General features: G+C 65.3%; 14 protein-coding genes. 5 read left to right on the top strand and 9 right to left on the bottom strand.

The features are described 5' to 3' along the window. Positions 1-20: 20 nt before the first annotated feature. Positions 21-2,549, bottom strand: coding sequence for a TonB-dependent siderophore receptor (locus tag E5A73_RS18995; RefSeq protein ID WP_135965429.1), 2,529 nt, complete (start codon positions 2,547-2,549; stop codon positions 21-23). A 252-nt stretch (positions 2,550-2,801) separates the two neighbouring features. Next, entirely contained in the window at positions 2,802-5,273 is a 2,472-nt protein-coding gene (locus E5A73_RS18990; RefSeq protein WP_135965428.1) for a TonB-dependent receptor, read from the bottom strand. A gap of 143 nt (positions 5,274-5,416) precedes the next feature. Between E5A73_RS18990 and E5A73_RS18985 the strand changes: the two genes are divergently transcribed. From E5A73_RS18985 to pgmB, 3 genes are all read left to right on the top strand, one after another. After that, a complete protein-coding gene (locus E5A73_RS18985) occupies positions 5,417-6,457 on the top strand; it encodes a LacI family DNA-binding transcriptional regulator (RefSeq protein ID WP_240700276.1) in 1,041 nt (346 codons plus the stop codon). Between the two features lie 87 nt (positions 6,458-6,544). Next, the gene (locus tag E5A73_RS18980; RefSeq protein ID WP_168356002.1) at positions 6,545-8,767 is read left to right on the top strand and encodes a glycoside hydrolase family 65 protein; all 2,223 of its coding nucleotides are present in this window, start codon (positions 6,545-6,547) and stop codon (positions 8,765-8,767) included. Further along, the gene (pgmB, locus tag E5A73_RS18975) at positions 8,764-9,423 is read left to right on the top strand and encodes a beta-phosphoglucomutase (RefSeq protein ID WP_135965425.1); all 660 of its coding nucleotides are present in this window, start codon (positions 8,764-8,766) and stop codon (positions 9,421-9,423) included. Before E5A73_RS18980 ends, pgmB begins: the two co-directional genes overlap by 4 nt. Here pgmB and E5A73_RS18970 read toward each other — a convergent pair. The 6 genes from E5A73_RS18970 to E5A73_RS18945 form a co-directional block, all read right to left on the bottom strand. Beyond that, entirely contained in the window at positions 9,405-10,652 is a 1,248-nt protein-coding gene (locus E5A73_RS18970) for an MFS transporter (RefSeq protein WP_135965424.1), read from the bottom strand. The two genes, pgmB and E5A73_RS18970, sit on opposite strands and share 19 nt — an antisense overlap. A 433-nt stretch (positions 10,653-11,085) precedes the next feature. Beyond that, positions 11,086-11,469, bottom strand: coding sequence for a DUF427 domain-containing protein (locus E5A73_RS18965; RefSeq protein ID WP_135965423.1), 384 nt, complete (start codon positions 11,467-11,469; stop codon positions 11,086-11,088). 219 nt (positions 11,470-11,688) lie between these two features. After that, positions 11,689-12,660 (bottom strand): zinc-binding dehydrogenase, encoded by a 972-nt coding sequence (locus E5A73_RS18960; protein WP_135965422.1) that lies wholly within the window; start codon positions 12,658-12,660, stop codon positions 11,689-11,691. Between the two features lie 69 nt (positions 12,661-12,729). Continuing rightward, positions 12,730-13,542: an SDR family NAD(P)-dependent oxidoreductase gene (locus E5A73_RS18955; protein ID WP_135965421.1), complete on the bottom strand. Its 813-nt coding sequence runs from the start codon at positions 13,540-13,542 to the stop codon at positions 12,730-12,732. Between the two features lie 55 nt (positions 13,543-13,597). Next, on the bottom strand, positions 13,598-14,266 hold the full coding sequence (locus E5A73_RS18950) for a glutathione S-transferase family protein (protein ID WP_135965420.1): 669 nt from the start codon (positions 14,264-14,266) through the stop codon (positions 13,598-13,600). Positions 14,267-14,351: 85 nt separating this feature from the next. After that, a complete protein-coding gene (locus tag E5A73_RS18945; RefSeq protein ID WP_135965419.1) occupies positions 14,352-15,029 on the bottom strand; it encodes a peroxiredoxin-like family protein in 678 nt (225 codons plus the stop codon). Between the two features lie 104 nt (positions 15,030-15,133). Between E5A73_RS18945 and E5A73_RS18940 the strand changes: the two genes are divergently transcribed. Together E5A73_RS18940 and E5A73_RS18935 are read left to right on the top strand one after the other, a co-directional pair. After that, the gene (locus E5A73_RS18940) at positions 15,134-16,030 is read left to right on the top strand and encodes a LysR family transcriptional regulator (protein ID WP_135965418.1); all 897 of its coding nucleotides are present in this window, start codon (positions 15,134-15,136) and stop codon (positions 16,028-16,030) included. A gap of 283 nt (positions 16,031-16,313) precedes the next feature. Beyond that, the gene (locus tag E5A73_RS18935; protein ID WP_168356001.1) at positions 16,314-19,382 is read left to right on the top strand and encodes a TonB-dependent receptor; all 3,069 of its coding nucleotides are present in this window, start codon (positions 16,314-16,316) and stop codon (positions 19,380-19,382) included. A 71-nt stretch (positions 19,383-19,453) separates the two neighbouring features. Here E5A73_RS18935 and E5A73_RS18930 read toward each other — a convergent pair whose 3' ends face one another. After that, positions 19,454-20,569, bottom strand: coding sequence for a hypothetical protein (locus E5A73_RS18930; RefSeq protein ID WP_168356000.1), 1,116 nt, complete (start codon positions 20,567-20,569; stop codon positions 19,454-19,456). Positions 20,570-20,593: the final 24 nt, after the last annotated feature.

Raw genomic sequence — 20,593 nt, 5'->3', positions numbered from 1 at the left:
CCCCGACTTTCCGTGCGCGATCAGAACTTGAACGTGATCGTGCCGCCATAGGTGGCGCCGACGATGCCGCGGGCATAGAAATAGCCGTCGGTGATTGCCTGCGTCTGGCCCTGGCGCGGATTGCCTTCGGTGAGGCCGACCACGTCGAAAATGTTGTCGGCGTTGACGCTCAGCTGCAGTCGTTCGCTGAGGTTGAACGAGGCACCCAGGCTGGTCACGCCATAGCTGGGAAGCGCCACGCCATTGCCCGCGTCGGCATAGATCTTGCCGATATATTTGTAGCGGCCATAGACCTCGCCCAAGCCGTTCGGCAGCTTGAACGTCGGCGTTATGGTGAACAATTGTGCCGGCGTGCGCTCGGGGCGATTGCCCTCGAAGCCCTCCTGGTTGGCGCCGTTGATCGCGAGGTTGACCAGCTTGGGGTCCTGGAACACGCCCTGGAAGTCGATCGAGAAATAGTCGACCGGACGCACATTGAGATCGAGCTCGACGCCATTGGTGCGCAGATCGGCATTGATGTTGCTCTGCTGGGTCGGGTTCGCCGGATCGGCGAAATTATAGTTCTGGTTGCGGAAGTTGGTGCGGAACACCGTCGCCGATCCCGAGAACAGACGGCCATGCTGATAGCGGATACCGGCCTCGTACAATTCGATTCCCGTAATCGGGTCGACATTGTTCATCTGGAAGCCGTTGGCGTAGCGCGCGTAGATCGAGAAGCCGGGCGTGATCAGATAGTTGGCACCGACGGTGTAGGCGACCGCCCGCTTCTTCTTGCTGCGCACGGCGTAGGTGCCGTCCCAGGTCGCGCCGACCGTCGGGAGCACGCCCGCGGTGCCCGCCGGCACCGGCTGGTTGACCGCCGCCTGATTGCCATCCCACGCCTTGGCACTGTCCTGCTCCCAGCGCACGCCGGCATCGACATGCAGGTCGCCAATCGACAATTCGTCATTCAGGTACAGCGAGATGCTCGAATCCTCGCGGCTGCGAATGCCGGCACCCCAGTCGCCGTACGACACGAGGCCGTTGTCCGAGAGCGTGCCGATGACATTGTTCGTCGCGTCGAGCGCCACGACGTCGTAGATGTCGCTGTTGGTGCGGACGTCGTTGACGACGCTGGCGGTCGCCGACTGATCCTGATCGCGCTTGGTCTTGTAGTACATCACGCCCGCGGTCAGCGAGTTGGTGAAGCTGCCGCTCTCGAAATTCCAGCGTCCACCCAGGTTCATGCCGAAATCATAGGCGTCGATCGTGTCGTGGTTGAGCGTGGTGCGCTGGAGGAAGCCGTTGCCGTTGAGCGCGTTGAGCTCAGCGGCCTGATTGGCGCCGAGCACTTGCCCGGTGCGCAGGTTCTTGATGCCGAAACGCGCCGTCGTCGGGAACCTTGCCCGGCCGAGCGTCAACAGGTCGTTGATCGGCGAACTCGCGCCTGGCGTGAGATAATTGACCGCGCTGGTGAGCCCAGCGTTGCCCGTGCCGGAGCCCGGGAACAGGCCGTTGAAATCGTAGGAATAATCGAGATAGCGGCCATGGCCGAACAAGGTGAACGAGTCGCTGACCGGCTTCTCGAAATCGAGCCGCGCCTGCCACGTCTTGGCGACCACGCCGTCGCGATATTTGAAGTCGCGATAGCCGCTTGGATGCGCGTTGGTCGAAACCGGCACGGCGATATTGGCGAAGGCGTCGCCGCCGACATTGCCGAACTGCGTGTCGAGGCTGGGGATGCCGGTCGGCTTGCCGTCCTCGAAGCGATAGGGCTGGTCGGCATAATAAGCGTTTTCGACATTGCCGCCCTTGCCGGCCAGCCGCACATAGCCGCCATCCTCGAAGCGATATTCGAGCGAACCCTTGAGGCGCCATCCCTGATAGTCGAACGGATTCTTGCGGACGCCGGGGCTCGACTGGATATAGCCGCCGACGTTGAAGGCGAGATTGTCGGCGATCGGCTGTGAATAATAGAAATCGCCACGCTTCAGCCCGTAATTATAGCCGGTGAAGCGAACCGTGCCCTCGGGCTTGTCGAAGTTCGGCGCCTTCGAGACGAAGTTGATCGTCGCGCCTGCGCCATTGACGGTGAGCACGCCCGACGAGCCGCCCTTGACCGCCTCGAGGCGATCGATCGTCAAATCCGGGTCGAAGAAGAAGTCCGCGCCGCCGCCGCCATAGAGGATCGGCATGCCGTCCTCCTGAAGCTGGACGAAGCGCTGGCCGCCGCCCTGGAGCCCGCGGACCGAATAATTGTTCGAGATCTGGCCCGCGGTCGCCTCGACGAAGATGCCCGGGACCATCTCGAGCAGATCGGCGGTCGAGCGCGGTGCCTTCTGATCGATCAATTCGCGGTTGGCGAGCGTGATGTCGGCCGAGGCGGTGATCAGCGGGCGGTTGGGCGTCGTCTGGCCGGTGACGACGACCTCGCCCTCATCGGCGGAAGCCTCCGGAGCGTCCTGCGTCACGGGGGCATCGGCAGGCGCGGTCTGGGCCTGAGCGGCGAGCGGCAACAAGGCGGCGCTCGCAAGCAGCGCGGCGCGAACGTTGCGAACCGTAAGCAACATAGATACTCCTCTCCAGCGCGGATCATCCTCATCGGGCGTCCGGCGGTTGACGCCGAAATAGTCGTGAAACCGAAGTTATGAAATCGTTTTCTTAGGCGGCGCGACGAAATGGTTAACGGGTGGTGCACGGTTGCAACAGGGCCGAGCGGGGAGAGTCGCGGATGCGAGGGTCGGACATCGTCGCGTCGGCGCAAGGCCGCGCATCGAAATACGAAAAATGTTCTCCGGCCGGAGCCGGAGAACAGGGGGGGTCTAGAAGCTCAGCGCTGCGCTGAAGCGGAACGAGCGGCCGAGGATTGGACGGGCGAGGATCACGCCCTGTCCCTGGCCGCCGATGATGCGCGGATTGCCCTCGGTTAGGCCGATCTCGTCGGTAAGATTGTTGCCGGTCACCTGCAGCTTCACGCGCTCGCCGATGTCGACCGAGACGCCCGCGTCGAGCTGGTAGAAATGCGGCAGCAATTGCTGGTTCTCGGGATCCGAATAGCGGTCCCCGGTATATTGCAGCGTCGCGAACACCGATGGCTTGATGCTGCCGAGATCGGCTTCATAGGCAGGAGTCACGCGCCACGCCCAGCGCGGCTGGCGCTGAACGCGGTTGCCGGTATTGTCGACCGTCCCGCCACCGGTGAAGAAGTCCTGATACGACGCGTCGAGCCAAGTGCCCGCGGCGGAGACGCTGAAACCGGCGAACGGGCGGATTGCGCCTTCGAGCTCGACGCCGGTCGCCTTGGCCCCGCCGATCTGGCTGAGCGGCACGTTGTTGACGAGTTGAGTCGACGCGAGCCCGTCGAACTTGTTGTGGAAGAGCGTGGCGTACAGGTTGAGCCATGGCATCGAGACCTTGAGCCCGCCTTCATAGGTTTCGACCTCGGCGGTGATGGCGAGTCCGGTATTGTTGGCAATGTCTGCGTTGGAGGCATCTCGCAAATTGTCGAACTGCGGGAAACTGTTGCCGCGGCTGTAGCGGGCGAAGATTCCGATCTGGTTGGTGACGTCGTAGTTCACGCCCGCGGTCCACGACCAGGCCGAGTCCGAATAGTCGATCAGGCGCGGGCCGCCGAGCACCGTGACCGCATTGTCGTAGAGCGTCGCGGGGTTGCCATCGAGATTGACCGTCGCGGCCGCCGGCGTGCGGATCGTCGCGTCCACTACGTGCCGCTGCCATCGCGCGCCGCCGTCGACGCGCAACTCTGGGGTGATCTGGAACTCGTCGACTGCGTAGAAAGCCGCGTCGCTGCCTTCGTATTGCGCACGGACCTGGAAGCCGGGGCCGCTGGTGAAGCCATTGAGCGTCGCGGCGCGGCCGCCGTTCAGCGTCAGGTTGAGCAGCCGGGCATTGGGCTCGGCGGCGAGCAGCACCTGGTTGCCGAGCGACCACACATCGTTGGAGGTGTAGTTGGCGTAGTAGAACCCTCCGGTCAGCTTGTTGCTGCCGGCGCTCCACTCGATCGCCGAATCCGAGACGAACGAGCTGATCTTCTTGCGTACTTCCCAGATGCCCGCGCGCATCACCTGCGCATTGGCGCCGCCGGCAACTGCGCCGCCGCCGTTCACATAGCTCAGGCTCGCAACTGTCGAGCCCGCGCCGCCCAGGGCGACGGCCTGCGCCGCGGCGGATCCGGGCGCGCCGTCCGGCACCAGCCCGATCGTGTCCGCATTTCCGCCGAGATAGGCGGTGCGCTCGCGCAGGCGCAGGCCGTCGGCGACTTCATAATCGAAGGTGATGCCGCTGTTGAACACGTCGGCGCCGCGTCCTTCCGCGAGATCCACTCTGCGACCGACCAGATTGGTGGTGATCCGGGTCTCGCGGCCGGCGAGCACGCCGCTTCCAGCGTCGAACCCGGGATAGGCGCTGATCTCGCCATTGTTCGATACGACCGGGATCGGCAGCAGCCACTGGCCATGATCGTTGAGGTAGCGCGCATAGATCTCCACCGAGCCGCGCCCGCCGAAATCGTGATGTACGTTGGCGGTGACCTGACCGCCCTTCTCGGCTCGGAATTGCGGGTCGCGCACGCCGTTGCCCTGGGCGTAATAGCCGCCGATCATGAAGCCGGTATCCTCGTTGAGCGGCCCCGAAACCCAGGCATCGCCGCGGATCTCACCGAAATCGGTGTAGGAGGCCTTTGCGAGGCCGTGGAAATCGCTCCCACCGGTGCGCGGGACGATGTTCACCGTGAGACCCGGCTGTCCGTTTGAGAATAGCGAGCCGGTCCCGCCGCGCACCGCCTCGACGCGCTGCACGGTCTCGTCGAGTCGGATCAGCTGCGAATTCTCGAGAAACGAAAGCGTCGAGGGCGGAAATACCGGGACACCGGCAAGCTGGAAGGTGACGAACTGCGCATCGCCGCCCGAAGGATAGCCGCGCACGAAGATGTTGGCGCCGTTCTGCCCGCCCGAGCTCTCGGCCATTACGCCCGGGACGGTGCGCAGCAGATCGGCGGTGCTGTTCGGCGCGGCGCGTTCGATGGCCTCGCTGGACAGGCTGGTGACGGCGAAGGCGGCGTCCTGCCGGCGCGTGCCGCCGCCGGCGGTGCCGACCACGACGATTTCCTCGCCATCATATGCCGGCTCGCCGACATCCGGCGACTCGCCTTCGACGCGCTGGGCCGCATCGCTTGCCTGGGCGCCGGCGGTGTCGGGTGTCTGCTGAGCATGAACGGTGGATGCTGCGAGCGCGAACGGCGCGGCACTCAGCATGAGCAATGCGGTGCGAAGCATATCTACCTCCCCTTGAACAAGCGGGCATGCTTGCCTCGCCACGGTCGATGCTACGCAATTATGAAATGCTTTTCAAGGCGACTGCAACGCGATCCTGTCGCGACGCTTGCCCTGCGTGCCGCGGATGGCCTACCTAACGCGGCATGAGCGGGGAGGCGACCAAGGGGCGCAGCGGCCGGGGCAGGGCCTCCGCCCGGCTGACAATGCAAGACATTGCGCGACTCGCTGACGTCTCCACGCCGACTGTCTCGCGGGTGCTCAACGGCAGCCCTCTGGTCACCGAAGAGACGCGCGAGCGGGTGCTCGAGGTCGCCCGCGCCCATGGCTATGCCGTCAATCGCAATGCCCAGAAGCTGCGGCACGCCCGCACGAATACGGTTGCGGTGATGCTCGATTTCGGCTCGCACCGGCATGGCGCGATCGGCGATCCGTTCGTCTTCGAGCTGCTCGCCGGGGTCTCCGAAGCATTGTCGGTGCGCAACCAGGATCTGCTGCTGTCGCCACCCGGGCTCGACGACGTGCGCGCATTCCGCGACTTCCACCGCGCCCGGGGCGCCGACGGGTTCATTGTGCTGGGGCAAGGCACGCGCGACGAAATGCTGCGAAGCCTCGGCAAGCACGACATTCCTTTAGTCGTCTGGGGTGCGGTATCGTCCGACGCCGGCTATTGCGCGGTGGGGAGCGACAATCTGGGGGGCGGCAGGCTGGCCGGCGAGCATTTCGTCAGCAATCGACGCAAGCGCTGGCTGTTCGTCGGGGACATTCGCCACGAGGAACTTCGCCTGCGCTACGAGGGGCTGAAGCTTGCGGCGCAAGGCGCGCGCAACGTCGCGATCGACTTGCTGCCGATCGCATCGATGGCGTTCACCGTGACGGCGGAAACGGTCGCCTCCTACCTCGCCGGGGTGGCGCCTCCCGACGCGGTGTTCGCCTTTTCGGACACCGCGGCGATGGCCGTCATCGGTGCGTTCCGCGATCGCGGCCTGATCGCGCCGCGCGATTATTCCCTGGTCGGATACAACAACATCCCACCCTCGGCGCATTTCCATCCGGCGATCACGACGATTGATCAGAAGACCGACGTCGCCGGCGCGCTGCTCGTCGAGAAACTGATGGAACAGATCGAGGGTGATCGCCCGGCTTCGGTTGTCCTGCCTACCCGGATGGTCCGGCGGGAGACTTGAGAGCGTGGCGCCGGCACCGACGCATTGTTCTTGAAATCGTTATCAATGCTCCGCTATTTCCGGTCCCGTCATCGAGAGGAGTGGATTTTGGGGCGCGCGGAACGCGATCGGCGACAGGGCGTCACCTTTTCCGACGACGGCTGGACGCTCGTCATCGCCGGTGACGATAGCGACCGCGAAGGCTGGGTCGGGACGATTCTCGCGCTTTCCAACGGATCGATCGGCGTGCGCGGTGCAATCGAGGAGCGCGCGCGGGCCAGCACTTTCCTGGCTGAAGCCTACGAACAGAGCCCGATCCACTATCACGAACGGCTCCATGGTTTCGCCGAACGGTCCGACACCCGCGTCCCCGTTGCGGAGCCCCTGGGCCTGCGCGTGCTGGTCGACGGCGTGCCGGTCGATTTCGGCGCTGCCGAGGCCGTTCAGACAATACGGGCGCTCGATCTGCGCACCGGCCTGTTGCGCAGGGAGTCGTGCTGGAGGCTCGCCGATGGCCGTCACCTCACGATCCATGCCGAGCGGATCGTTCCGATCGACGGAACGCCGGTATTGCTGCGCCGGCTCCGCGCCGAGCTGGATGGCGCGGACGTCGCGCTCGACTCCTTCCTCGGGCCCGCGCCGCGCGCGATCGGACAATCGGACGATCCCCGGATCGGCGTCCATCTCGGTTCGGGCGGCTTTCAGACCGAGCAGGCCGACGCTGGGCTGATCGTCGAACGGCTTCCGGGAAGCGGGATCGGCGTCGCCGCGGCGCAGCGGTCGCATCAGGATGACGAGTGGCTGGTCGTGGCGACAGGCTTTGCCGCGGGGGCCGCGGCGTCGGACGCGCTTCGCGCCGAGGCGGAGAGCCGCGCAGAGCGCGCGTTGCGCACGGGCTTCGACGCTGCGTTGCAGGGCCAGCACGAAGCATTCGCTGCCTTTTGGGACCGCGCCGGCGTTTCGATCGAAGGGGAATCCGAGACAAGCGCAGCATTGCGGGTGAATCTGTTTCACCTGTTCACCTCCGCCGGGCGCGACGGGCATTCGAGCGCCGCGGCCAAGGGGCTGACCGGCGAGGGCTATGAAGGCCATTACTTCTGGGACACCGAAGCGTTCATGCTGCCGGTACTCGCGCTGATCGCGCCCGACGTTGCGCGCGCGATGCTGGTCTATCGTTTCCGCACGCTCGATGCCGCCCGCGCCAATGCCCGGGAACTCGATCATGCGTCCGGCGCGCTCTACGCGTGGCGGACGATCGCTGGGCGCGAATGCTCGGCGCATTATCCGAGCGGATCGGCGCAGTACCACATCAACGCCGCCATCGGCTTCGCGATCGGCTTCTATGCTGAGGCCAGCGGCGACGATGATTTTCTGTTCGCTATGGGCGCCGAGATGCTTATCGAGACCGCCCGGCTGTGGCTCGCGCTCGGCGATTGGCATGCCGACAGCTTCCACATTCACGGCGTCACCGGACCGGACGAATATACCGCTTTGGTCGACGACAATTGGTACACCAACCGCATGGCGCAAAAGCATCTGCGCCTCGCGCGCCGGGTTGCCGACCGCATGGCGGATGCCGTGCCCGAGCAATGGGCGTCGCTTTCGCGCAAGCTGGTACTGGGGGACGGAGAACTCGAGCGCTTCTCCCGCGCCGCCGACGCATTGCATCTGCCCTATGACGTTGCGCGCGACATCGATGCGCAGGATGCGAGCTTCCTGTCCAAGCCGCGTTGGGATCTGGCGGCCGCGCCGAAGGATCGTTTTCCGCTGCTCCTCCATTATCATCCGATGACGCTCTATCGCCATCAAGTGTGCAAGCAGGCCGACCTTGTGCTCGGCATGGTGCTGGGGGGCGAGGAAGTGTCGCCCGAACGCAAGCGCCGGGTGTTCGACTATTATGAGCCGCTCACCACGCATGATTCGACTCTGTCGGCGTCCAGCTTCGCAATCCTGGCGAGCGAAGTCGGCGAACACGAGGCGGCGCTGCGCTTCTTCCGTGATACGACGTTCGTCGATCTGGAAGACCAGCACGGCAACACCGATCACGGCGTGCATATGGCCTCGCTCGCGGGTTCATGGCTGGCGCTGGTCTGGGGCTTTGGCGGGTTCCGGCCCTCGGGAGAAGGGTTCGGATTCAGGCCGCAAGTGCCGCCCGGGTGGACGGGCTATCGTTTCGGAATGTGCTGGCGCGGGAGCGAATTGCGCGTGCGGGTGGATCGCGAGGGCGCGTGCTACGAAGTGGTCGCCGGTCCCGCGCTGACGTTCGCCCACAATGGCGAGACCGTGCATATCGAGGCGGGCCGGAGTTGGGCCATGGCGCTGGCGCAATGACCTTTCCGCGCCCGCTCGGCGGCGTGGCCTTCGATCTCGACGGGGTGCTGACCGACACCGCGCGCGCGCATTTTCGCGCGTGGAAACGGCTCGCGGACAGTCTGGGCATACCGTTCGACGAGGCGGCGAACGAGGCGCTCAAGGGCGTGGACCGCATGGGCAGCCTCGCCCTGATCCTCGGCGATCGGCCCGGCTTCGACGCCGAGCGCCGCGGCGCGCTCGCCGCGGGAAAGAACCGATGGTATCTTGAGGAGATCGATAGTTTCGGCCCTTCGGACCTTTTCCCCGGAGCGCGCGAAGCGCTGGAGTCGTGCCGCGCGGCCGGCCTGGCGGTGACGCTCGCTTCGGCAAGCCGCAACGCGCCATTGCTGTTGCGCAAGCTCGGCATCGAAGCGATGTTCGACATCGTAGTCGACCCGGCGGCCGTCGCCAATGGCAAGCCGGCGCCCGACATCTTCCTGGCGGCGGCCGCCGCCGTCGGCGTGGCTCCCCCCGCGATGCTCGGGATCGAGGATTCGGCTGCGGGCGTCACTGCAATTCACGCTGCCGACATGGCAGCGCTCGGGATCGGGCCGCCGGGGTCGCTGCCCGATGCGGACCGGCTGATACCCTCGATCGCCGACTTTCGGCTCGCCGATTATGCCGGCGCGGCCTGATCGCGGCCTTCCGTGCGGGCAATGACTTGCGCGAGCCACCACAATGCGAGGCCGATCAAGGCGATCGGCGCCAGCACGAGGTAGAACGCGGTCTGCCCCGAGAAGCGGTCGAAGACCAGGCCGGTGATAATCGAGCCGATCGTGCCGCCCAACGCCGAGAAGATCACCATCAACCCGACCATGGCAGCGTGGCGCTGTTGCGGCAACGCGCTCAGCACGACCGAGGAGACGATTGGATAGATCGGCGCCATGAACACGCCGATCAACGGGAAGAGATAGGCGGCGATGGGCGCGCTGAACCAGGTCACCGCGGGACGGAGCGTCAGGCCGTGCGTGGTCGGCAGCGTCAGCAGCACAAGGGCTGCCATTGCCACGAGGCAGGCAAGCAGCAATCGCAGCCAGCCGAGGCGGGTCACCAGCCCGCTCGCGCCGAGGCGGCCGGCAGCCAGCGCGGCGACGAAGATGCTGGACGCCTGGACGCTCATAGCGCTCGGCAGATGCAGGACCTGATTGTTGAAGGTGGGCAACCACGTCCCGATGCTCTGCTCGACGAGCACGTAGAGGAAGATCGCCCCCAGGAAGGCGATGGTCGACGGCAGGATGACGAGGGCGAGCATGTCGCGGTAGCCCGGGCCCGCGACGTCGGCCGGGCGCCCGCTTCGCTCATCGAGCGGAGTGAGCCACCAGAGCAAGGCAGCCAGCCCGGCGAGTAGCGCGATCACCTGATAGACATGCAGCCAGTCCTGGCCGGTCCGGTCGGCGCCGATGAACCAGCCGAACATCCAGATCCCGACAAGGATGCCGAGCATGAAGATGCCTTCGATCAGGCTGGTGAGGCTGGCATGACCCGCGCGATCCGGGCGCACCAGACCGATCGAGGCATAGGTCGCCACTTTCGCGATGCCGAAGCACAGACCGGTGAGGACAAAGAAGATCTGAGTCGCGACGAAGCTGTTGGCGACCGACATCAGCAATGCGCCCGCTGCGATCACGAGCATGACGCAAATCTGCGCGCGTCGAAAGCCGAAGCGCGGCAGGTGCACCGCGAAGAGAAAGGACGCCGCGACCACCGACAGGTCCTTGCACGCTTCGAGCGTGGCGGCCTCAGGCTTGGTCACGCCATAATGCTGTATCGACTGGAGAATGACCGTGCCGACGCTATTCATCAGCAAGCCGAGCACCGCATAGCTCGTGGCCAGTGCCGATATGGCGAGCGCCGGACGTGCCATGATCTTCTCCCTCGATCGTTTTCGGCACGCTAGCCGCGGCGGGCAGCCAATGGAATGCTTTTCATGGCCGCGCCCGGAGCGCTCGCCCATGCGGCACAGCCCCCAGCCGGGGCGGCAATTCAGGTGTGACTGCTTCCTTTGCATTCAAAGCAAGCGCTGCGCCGTCCTCGTCGGCCCGATCGCGCAGCCGGCCCCATTGACGGCTAATTTCCCTTGTCGCCGCGAGGCGCTGCGACGCCCGCTTCGCAAGCTGCTTTGGCCCCGGCCCGATGGCCATTGCGCCCGGCCGGCGCGAGAGAAGAGGTGCGGCGCTGGGTGCGGATCGTCGTGTCGGGCGGGCTTCCGGGCCCAGCATCGCTGCTTGACCCGCGCCGATCCTGCAACCCTTGCATTTTGTCAGTTCGACGGGAACTACCGGAGCTTGCGGCCTTCATCATCCCACACCTTCACGGAGCTCGACCGACACGCGGTCCGGATAGAAAGCGAGATGGCCCGCGATCGCGCCGACCGCGTCGAACGGTGCCTCGTAGGTCCACACGCTGTTCAGCCCGGCCTCGCCGAGCGCCGGTATGCTGTAGTAAGTGGCAACACCTTTGTACGGGCAATAGGTCGTGTGCTGCGACCGCTGCAGCAGCGACATGTCGACGTCGCTGCGCGGGATGTATTGAACTGGCGGATAGGACGCTTCCGAAAGCGTCAGGGCGTTCTGCGTCTTCGCGATGCTGAGCGTTCCCTGCTTGACGGTCACCGTCGACGGAGAGTCTTCGATGCTGATCGGGTGACTTGCGTCGGGAACGAGTATCTTGCGGTCGGTCATGGCGGCGTCTCCACTGATGGCGTTGTCCCGGTTCGCGTTGCTGCGGCCGCCGGACGACGCGGGCGTCGGGCGGCCGAGGCGAGCGCGATCAGCCCGATATGAGGGCCTCCGACCGTGCCACCGATCTGACCACTGCCTACGATTCCGATCCTCATTGCGCTTCCTCTCTTCATCTACGACATTCAGGTCCGCAATTGCCGCTTGCGCGGCGTCGAACGCTCAGGGCAGCAGTATCGAGAGCCCCGTGCTGACGCGGCTATCGACATCCTGGTGGAGCCTGGCGGCCTCTCGCAAAGGGTAGCGGGTCAGCGGAACCTCGCCGAAGGCGCCGTTGCGATAGAGGCGGAACACCTCGGCCATTGCTTCGCGCAGTTCGCCCGCGCTCTTGAGATGGGTCAGGGCTTGCGGCGTCAGGACGGTGGCGCGGCGCCGGGCGACTGCAGCGGGATCGGCTTTTGGCCAACCGGCGGACGCGCCGAACGACACGATGGTGCCGCCCGAGCGGACCGCGTCTGCGGCGAGCAGACGGTCGGCGGTGTCGGCGCCGATTCCGTCGAACACCACATCGACGCCCGCGCCATCGGTGACATGCGCCACCATGTCGAACGCGTCGTCCAGCCCGACGGCCACGTCGACGGCGCCGCTGTCGCGCGCCGTGCCTTGCTTGGCCGCACTGCCCACCACGCCGAACACGCGCGCGCCGCGATGCGCGGCGAGGCGGGCCGTCAGCGACCCCACTCCGCCAGCGGCGGTCGTGACGAGGACGATCTGATCGCGCTGAACGTCGAGCAGGCGGTAAACGCAGAGCCAGGCCATGAAGCCTTTGACGGTGAGCGCGGCGGCGATCTCGAAGCTGACGTCCGGGGGCAGGTGGAACAGCATGTCGGAGTCGATCACGCGTGTTTCGGCATAGGCGCCTTGCGAGCGCAGATACCCCACGCGGTCGTCGACCGCGAAGTGCTCCACCTCCGAACCGACCGAAGTCACGATGCCCGCCCCTTCGATTCCTATCACGCGACCGGGCATGTCGTCGGACAGCAACCCCTTGCGCTGCAGGACGTCGAAATAGTTGAACCCGATCGCTTGCTGATCGAGCGCGACCTGGGTTGCCGTCGGTGAAGGCAATGCGCGGTCCTCGGCCCGCAATACCTCTGGCCCTCCCTGTCCGTACTGAGCGATCACCAATGCCATTCTACCTCGGATTATCAGATGGAACACAGATTGAGACGGCCGGTCCGGCGACCCCGGTCGCGCGTTCGGTCAGGCGACGAAGCGCACGATGCCGCCGCCGACGCGCAGCGCCGCGCCGCTCGTCGCCGATGCCTGCTCGGAGCAGGCGTAGACGATCATGTTGGCGACTTCGTCGGTGGTGGCGAAGCGCTGGATCAGGCTCGTCGGTCGCAGCGCCTGCAGGAAGCCCTGTTCGGCTTCCTCCATCGTGATTCCCGCCGCCGCCGCGTGATCGGCCATATAGCCGCTGAGGATCTCGGACCGAGTCGGACCCGGCAGCACGGCATTGACGGTGACCCCGGTGCCGGAGACCGCCTCAGCCAACCCGCGGGAGACAGCAAGCTGGGCAGTCTTGGTCATGCCGTAGTCGAGCATCTCCTTGGGCGTGTTGAGCGCGGATTCGCTGCTGACGAAGACCACGCGTCCCCAGCCCGTTTCCGCCATCCTCGGCAGATAGTGGCGCGACAGGCGCACCCCGCTCATGACGTTCAGCTGGAACAGCTTGAGCCACTCGTCGTCGGGGATGGCGGCGATGCTCCGGATGCCGTCATAGTCCCGCAGAAACGCCGTACCGACATTGTTGACGAGGATATCTGCATCCGGCGCCGCCGCGATGAAGGCGTCCGCGCCCGCCGCGGTCGACAGGTCGGCCGCGATGCCGGATATCTCGCTGTCTGGAAACAGCGTGCGCAGCTCCCGCACCGCCTCGTCGACCCGCGCTTGGGTGCGCCCGTTGACGATGACCCAGGCGCCGGCGCGGGCCAACCCCTCTGCCGCCGCGCGGCCGATCCCGGCGGTCGAGCCTGTGACGACGGCCGTGCGGCCACTCAAGTCGATCTTCATGATCGGCCTTTCCTGGTTTGCGCCGGCCGCCTGTGCGAGAGGCCGGCGCCGGGCATCAGAGCTGGATTCCGGCCGCTTCGAGCGCGCCGTCGATGCGGGCATCGACCTCACGCTTTGTGGCGGCCCAACCCGGCAGGGTGTCCAGCAGCCGCTGCTGCCAGGCCACGAGGTTGGGGAACGCGTTGAGCGGAATCTTCGTGCGCTCGTTCTGCGAGAACGGACCGGCGATGTCGAAGTCTGCCAGCGTCAGCCGATCGCCGACCATATAATCGTGCTTCGCCAGGTGGGCGTCCAGCACGGCCGCCGCCGCGCGGAGCTTGGCTGCCGCCAACTGAACGATGCTCTCGTCCGCCGGCTTGCCGATGAACCGTTTGGCGAGGACCTCATCGAAGGTGAGCGTCGCGAACACCCGCCACTGCTCGCCCGACCAGAACATCCATTGCAGGATCTCGAACCGCTCGCGCGGCGACCTTCCGGCCAGATCGCTTCCCGCCTTTTCGGCGAGATAGAGGTTGATCGCCGCGGATTCGTAGAGGACGAAGTCGCCGTCCACCAACACCGGCGAGAGGCCGTGCGGGTTGAGTTCGAGGAATTCGGGTGAGTGGCTCTCGCCTTGGAAAAGGTCGATGTTCACGCGCTCGATATCCACGCCCATGGCCGATGCCGCCGCCGTCACGCGACGTAGGCTGCCCGAGCCGGGATCGCCGTAGATCTTGATCGACATAAAATTGGTCCTTTCAGTCGGGATCGGATCAGCCGCGTCTTTCGGTCGAACGCCGCGGCCGATCCGGTGAGTGGAATTGAGATGGTCAGGCCGGAGGGGCGGCACGCAGGCGGTCGAGCACCGGGAGAAGCTCCGACGGATCAGGCCGCCGCGTGTAGTCGGGATTGACCTCGGCATAAGCGATCACGCCGTCCGTCCCGATCACGTAGCGCGCCGGCATCGGCAACACCCACGCGGTATCGTCGTTGATCGCCGACAGGTCGTTGCCGAACTGCCGATAGACCTCGATCAGATCGTCCGGCACCGCGAAGCGGAGGCCGAACTGCGCGGCCACCGCCGCGCCGGGGTCGCTGAGGATCGGAAAGTCCAGCTTGTTGTCGCGCTGCGACTTGCGGCTGTTCGCCCGCGTCTGGGGGGAGATCGCGACGAGGCTGGCGCCTCGCGCTTCGATCTCGGGGCGAACTTCCTCGAGCGCCTGAAGATCGTAGTTGCAATAGGGGCACCAGACGCCCCGGTAAAAGGTGACAACCAGCGGACCACGCTCCAGAATTGTCCGCGCGCTAACATCGCTGCCGCTCGCGTCCTTCAGCGTGAACGCCGGCGCGGTATCGCCGGCTTTGAGCGCGCGGTCGGCTTGCCCGCTTTCGATCAGCGCGTGTGTCGCGCGTTGCATCGTCTCGAGCTGACCGCTGGTCGGTACCAGCGGAAAGCGTCCGTTCTCGAAATCATCGCGCATTGCGTCGAGCTTGTCCTGAAGCCTCATAGCCGTCCTTCCAGCCGCGGCGCCGTTGCCGTGACCCTCGATCTAGGTTATCCGTGCAGAGCGTTGTATCCTTCAAATACGGACAACATATATTCGAATTTCAAATGAGTGATCGTTGGCAGGAGATGGCCGTGTTCGTCCGCGTTGCGGAGAGCGGCAGCCTGTCGCGTGCGGCTCGGGAGATGGAACTCTCTCAGCCCTCCATTTCGCGCATCATCAATTCTCTGGAGACGCGCCTGGGCATAACCCTGCTCCTGCGCACTACCCGGAGCGTCTCCCTGACCGACGCGGGGACTGTGTACTTGGATCGCGCGAGAAACTTGCTCGCCGAGATGGAGGAGGCCGAACAGGCCGCACGGGGAGTAGACTCGCTGCATGGAGTGATCCGGCTCGCTATGCCGGTCGTCTACGGCACGCGCGCCGTAATCCCCGCGCTGGCAACGTTCATGGGCCGGAATCCGGACCTTCGCGTCGAGATCATAATAACCGACGCCCGCCAGAATTTGATCGTGGATGGCGTCGATGTCGCTATCCGCCTTGGTGTCGGTCAACTTGATGACTCGACCTTCGGAGCGCGTAAGCTGGCGGTGGTCGAGCGAATGGTGGTTGCAGCGCCGGAGTATCTTTTGAAGCACGGCACGCCCACCACTCCAGGTGAACTGGCCAGCCATGATTGCATCATTCAGCAAGGCGCCTTTGGGCGCGAGAGTTGGCGCTTCGTGCGCAACAAGACGGTGACGTCCGTACGCGTTTCCGCGAGGCTCTGGACGAACTCAGGGGCAGGGGTGACGGCGGCAGCGTTAGCCGGATTGGGCATCGCGCTGGCAACGCCGCTGATGGCCGAGGACGAGTTGCGCTCCGGCCGGCTTGTCAGGCTGCTCGAACCCTATCAGCTCCCTCCGGCGGAAGTCTGGGCAGTTTTCCCAGCCGGTCCGAAGCCATCCGCGAAAGTCCGCGCGATCGTGGATCACCTTGCCATGTCATTGGGCGAGAAGACGTAGCTTGCCTGTGGCGCACCAGTTTTTCGATTGGGCAATTTTGTGGACGATCGTCTTACCAGGCCGGCGAATATCGGATCATGGCTTGCCGTGCTGCGCGAGGATGGGGCTCGATCGCCATGCCGCCTCTGGCTGCGCTTCCTAATATGCTGCGCCGCAAAAAAATTTCGGCCGTCCCCGGGAAATCGTCGCCGGCCTGCGTCTCGGTTCAGGGAGGGCATCACGCCCTCTTTCCGGGGAAGAACTGAAGATGCGTTTGTCCAAATCGTTCCTGCTTGCCACCGCCATGGCCGCCACCCTGGCCCAGGCGCCCGCCGTGCTGGCGCAAACCCGGGCGGCGCCTGTTGTCTACGACATTCCCGCCCAGCCGCTTGGCGAGGCTTTGATGCGGCTTGCCAAACAGTCCGGCCGCGACATCCTGTTCGACGCTGGCGCCATGCGGTCGCGCGTGTCGCGTCCGGTGCGGGGGGTGCGTGACTTCGAGAGCGCGTTGCGTACGCTGCTTGCCGACACCGCGATCGGCTATGACCTGCGCGCGGACGGCGCGGTGGTGATCCGCCCCGCCAAGTCGCCCGCTCGGCGGCGAGTCGCCGCATCAAGCCGCCGTGCGCCGGAGGCGAGATCTTCAGAGGCGGTCGAAGGCACCGACCTTATTCTTGTCGAAGGGCGTCGACAGGAGACCCCCCAAGCACGGGAAATGGCCTCGAACACGACGGTCAACATGCTGTCGGCTGAAGAGATCGCCAGGCGCCCCGACCGGAACGTGACCGAAACACTGGCGCGCCTGCCGGGCGTGAACGTCATGTTCTCGACCGTTTCGCAGGCCGGTTCGCAGGGAAATGGGTCCAACTATGGCGGCCTCGATACGGCGGCGCGCGGCGAGGGTCAGTTCGTTTCGATCCGCGGCCTCAGCGGCGAGTATAACGTCAACCTGATCAACGGCATCGATGCCGCGCAAGGCATGCCGTACAGCCGTGAAGTGCAGCTCTCGCTGCTTCCGCCGATCGGCATCGACAATATCGTCATCAGCAAGACCTCGACTGCCGATATGCAGGGCGACGCGATCGGCGGCACCATCGATTTTCGCATGCCGACCGCATTCCAGAGTCCGGGTGGGCATGTATCGCTCTACAGCGACGTAAGATATGAACAGCGGGCGGCGGATTACGGCCTCAAGCCGTGGGGCTATCAAGGCCAGCTCGCGATCTCAAAGACGTTCGGTGCCGACGATCGCTTCGGCGTCTATCTGAGCGGCTATTACTCGCTGCGCCATTTCGCCAACAGCCAGCAGACCAACGGCCAGTTCGAATATAAAATCGTCGATGCGAACAAGGCGGTGCCCGCCGGGGTCGACCCGGCCGACAATCTGCAGCTGCTCGGCTTCGGCATGCAAATGACGCGCGGCGAGACGAAGCGCTATGGCGGTGTCGGATCGATCGACTGGAACGTTTCGGACGCTATCCATGCCTTCGCCCGGGCGACGTTCGCGCGGGCCGATACCGAGCAAACGATCTATCAGATCGGCATTCAGGGCGGGCGCAGCGGGTTTGCCACCGCAGTGCCGCTGGGTGGCACGAGCGGTCTGGCGCGCGTCGTCAGCAATCAGCAGGAACTGCACTATTGGTCCCAGTCCAACCCGAGCCGGGACACGCTGGGCACTGCGCTGCTCGGCTTCGATGCCAAGATCGGCAGGCTGACTGCCACGCCGCAGGCCTATTACAGCTGGGGCGCGAACGACTTCCCCAACCATTTCGAAGTAACCTTCTATAACCGCGGCATATCCCCGACCGGTGACGACACCGATACCAATTACCAGGTGTTCAAGACCGGGGTCGGCATCGGATATCGCGACGGCTACCCGATGCCGATCTTCACGCCCGGGATCCTGACCAACGTCCGCAACATCGCCAATTGGCGGGCGCGCAACCGCGGCGAGGTAACCGACGGGAAGAGCAACCAGCACAAGCACGGCTTCAAGCTCGACCTCCGCTACGATGCCGGCACAGACTGGCTGGAGGCGATCAGGTTCGGTGCGAAATACTCGGACGCGCAGCGCTTCACCAGTTTTCGCGACATCCAGACCGATGCAGCCGTTGCCGCCGGCGCGACACTGGGCAATTCGGGCCTGGTCGATACGACGCTGAGTTCGGTGATCCCCGGCGTCTACAATTATGCGCTGCCGCTGATCTCGCCCGACCGGTTCTGGGCGGCCTATTCCGCCAATGGCGGCTTCAACGTGAACTGGAGCCCGGACGATTACAACGGCAACACCGTGACCGGGCGCGAGCAGGTGGCCTCGAGCTATATGGCGGCCGACCTTCGTCTCGGCTCCGTCGAAGTGACCGCGGGTATACGCTACGAACATGTCGATGTTCACAACCGCTTCTGGATTTCCGGTAACCAGGGCGTCGACAAGACCGTGAAGCTCAGCGACGGCACGACCCAGAGCGAGCATTACGGATGGTCGGCCAGCGATTCCAGCTTCGACGAGGTGTTGCCCAGCCTTACCGCGGCGTGGCGGCCCAACGGGCGCTCCGCGTATCGCGCGGCGATCTGGACGAGCTACACCCGTCCGCCCTTCATTCAATTGGCCGGCAACACCTCGACCAGTGTCGATGCCGATGGCAATGTCAGCATCTCGCGCGGCAATCCGAACCTCAAGCCGATCGAGGCGCTGAACTTCGACGCCTCGGGCAACTGGACCACCCCGTTCGGCTCGTCGCTGTCGGTTGCCGGCTACTACAAGCACCTGCGGAACTTCATCTACAATGCCGGCGCTGGCTTCAGCCGTTATGATGACGCGACCGGCGGGCGAGTGACCATCTCGCAGCCGCAGAATGGCGGCTCGGGCCATGTCGTAGGCATGGAGCTCAATCTGCGCCAGAATTTCGCGATGTTGCCGGGCGCTTTCGGGGGCCTGGCGCTGGCGGCGAACGCCACCTTCCAGCATTCGCGTGTCGATCTGAAAGTCGCGGCGCTCGACCGTGACGAGCATATGCAGAACGCGCCTCGGCAACTATACAATGCTTCGCTGATCTACGATAAATATGGTTTCATCGCCGATCTGAGCTACCATTATTCCTCAGATTATATCGCCGCTTACGGCTTGTGGGGCACGTCCAGTTTCGGTTCGCCGATGAACAGCAGCGCACTTGACCAATGGGTTCACGCCCGCGGCCAGTTCGATCTGAGCCTGGCCTATAGCGTCACACCCCAGGTGCAGTTGCGGCTCGCCGCCCAGAACCTCACCAACACGCGCGTCTATTACGATACAATCGGCCGTTACTCGACGGTGGTTCCGCAGAACATCGACGCCGGGCGCAGCTTCTTGCTGAGTGCGCGGCTGGGTTTCTGACCGATGCTGGGGCGGGGCGGCACGATGTGCCGCCTCGTTTTCCACCGGGCTGCGATGGCAGTCCGAGGCTTCTATTCCCGGCCTATCAAGCGGGTCCGGCCGGTCTTGTGGGCTGGACAGAGCGCGCTCGAGGCGGAGGCGGTGAGGGCTTGGCGAAGCAAGGCGGTGACCCGGTCGGGCTCGACGAGCGCCTCGAATACCCGTTCCGCACCAAGCCAGGCAAGCGCGGGCACGAGCAGGCACAAGCGGAACCGCGCCGGCTCCGCCGACGGATCGATGCCGAGCGCGGGCGAGCGCGCTTTCAACCATGCTTCCGTCCGGATCACGGCCTCGTCGGAATATATCCAATTCTGGTCGGCCAAATGGGCAAGGAAACACGCCGGCGTCGGCGTCGCGCGATAGGCGCGCCCGTCGACCTGCGCGATCACGGCGGCCGCGTCCAGCCAAGCCTGCACGCGCGCCTGCCCGTCTCCGGTGGCCGGGCCGTGGGCGCAGGCCTGCGCGACGATCTGTTCGGGCGCGAAGCCGCGCCGCATCGCCTCCGCCAGACCCAATACGTGGTGAGCGCCGGCTCCCGCCACGGCAAGTTCGTCGGTGGTGGTGCCGTCGCTGCGCCAGCGCAACACCAGCGCCTTTGCCCAATCGTGCCACAGGATCGCGCCGTCGATCCGATCGCGATCGGGCGTGACGCCTTCGATCGCCGAATAGCTATCCGCCAGCCCGCCCGCGCTGCGGAGATTGACGGCGATATGGACGGCAAGGCCACCCGGCCAGCTATGGTGCGAGCCGGTGTTTCCGCCGGGGGCGGCAAGCGCCGGGATGCCGAGGTGCGGGCAGGGGCCGCCATCGCCCGGTAGCGCGGGGAACAGCGCCGCCCGCACGGTGGCGAGCTGCAGCCCTGCATCGATCCAGCCGCGTGCCTGCAGGCCCCGGATGATCCGGTCCTGCCTGGCGGCGTCCAGTCCGGCGCGCGACAGGATACAGTCCTCCGGATCGAATAGGGCGGCACGCGTTTGTCGCCGCGTCTCGGGATCGCGCAGCCGCGCGATCGCGTGGGCTACCTCCTCTCGTGCAGTACGGCCGATGGGCGAGGCGGCGGCGAGCCGCGCCATCGCGCGGTCGAGCGGAGACTGCGCCGCCGCCAGGGTCGGGACGAGGGTCGGCGCCAGCATCAGCGCAGCCAGCACCGCACGACGGATGCGAGACCGTGT

The sequence above is a fragment of the Sphingomonas gei genome, from assembly GCF_004792685.1.
Lineage (GTDB): Bacteria > Pseudomonadota > Alphaproteobacteria > Sphingomonadales > Sphingomonadaceae > Sphingomonas > Sphingomonas gei.
This window is presented reverse-complemented; position numbering and strand designations above follow the sequence as displayed.

Bases quoted from the DNA above. Each gene is read 5' to 3' on its own strand.
- E5A73_RS18965 (WP_135965423.1), bottom strand. From the start codon at position 11,469: ATGACCGACCGCAAGATACTCGTTCCCGACGCAAGTCACCCGATCAGC.
- E5A73_RS18985 (WP_240700276.1), top strand. From the start codon at position 5,417: ATGAGCGGGGAGGCGACCAAGGGGCGCAGCGGCCGGGGCAGGGCCTCC.
- E5A73_RS18960 (WP_135965422.1), bottom strand. From the start codon at position 12,660: ATGGCATTGGTGATCGCTCAGTACGGACAGGGAGGGCCAGAGGTATTG.
- E5A73_RS18995 (WP_135965429.1), bottom strand. From the start codon at position 2,549: ATGTTGCTTACGGTTCGCAACGTTCGCGCCGCGCTGCTTGCGAGCGCC.
- E5A73_RS18970 (WP_135965424.1), bottom strand. From the start codon at position 10,652: ATGGCACGTCCGGCGCTCGCCATATCGGCACTGGCCACGAGCTATGCG.
- E5A73_RS18990 (WP_135965428.1), bottom strand. From the start codon at position 5,273: ATGCTTCGCACCGCATTGCTCATGCTGAGTGCCGCGCCGTTCGCGCTC.
- E5A73_RS18955 (WP_135965421.1), bottom strand. From the start codon at position 13,542: ATGAAGATCGACTTGAGTGGCCGCACGGCCGTCGTCACAGGCTCGACC.
- E5A73_RS18950 (WP_135965420.1), bottom strand. From the start codon at position 14,266: ATGTCGATCAAGATCTACGGCGATCCCGGCTCGGGCAGCCTACGTCGC.
- pgmB (WP_135965425.1), top strand. From the start codon at position 8,764: ATGACCTTTCCGCGCCCGCTCGGCGGCGTGGCCTTCGATCTCGACGGG.
- E5A73_RS18935 (WP_168356001.1), top strand. From the start codon at position 16,314: ATGGCCGCCACCCTGGCCCAGGCGCCCGCCGTGCTGGCGCAAACCCGG.
- E5A73_RS18945 (WP_135965419.1), bottom strand. From the start codon at position 15,029: ATGAGGCTTCAGGACAAGCTCGACGCAATGCGCGATGATTTCGAGAAC.
- E5A73_RS18940 (WP_135965418.1), top strand. From the start codon at position 15,134: ATGAGTGATCGTTGGCAGGAGATGGCCGTGTTCGTCCGCGTTGCGGAG.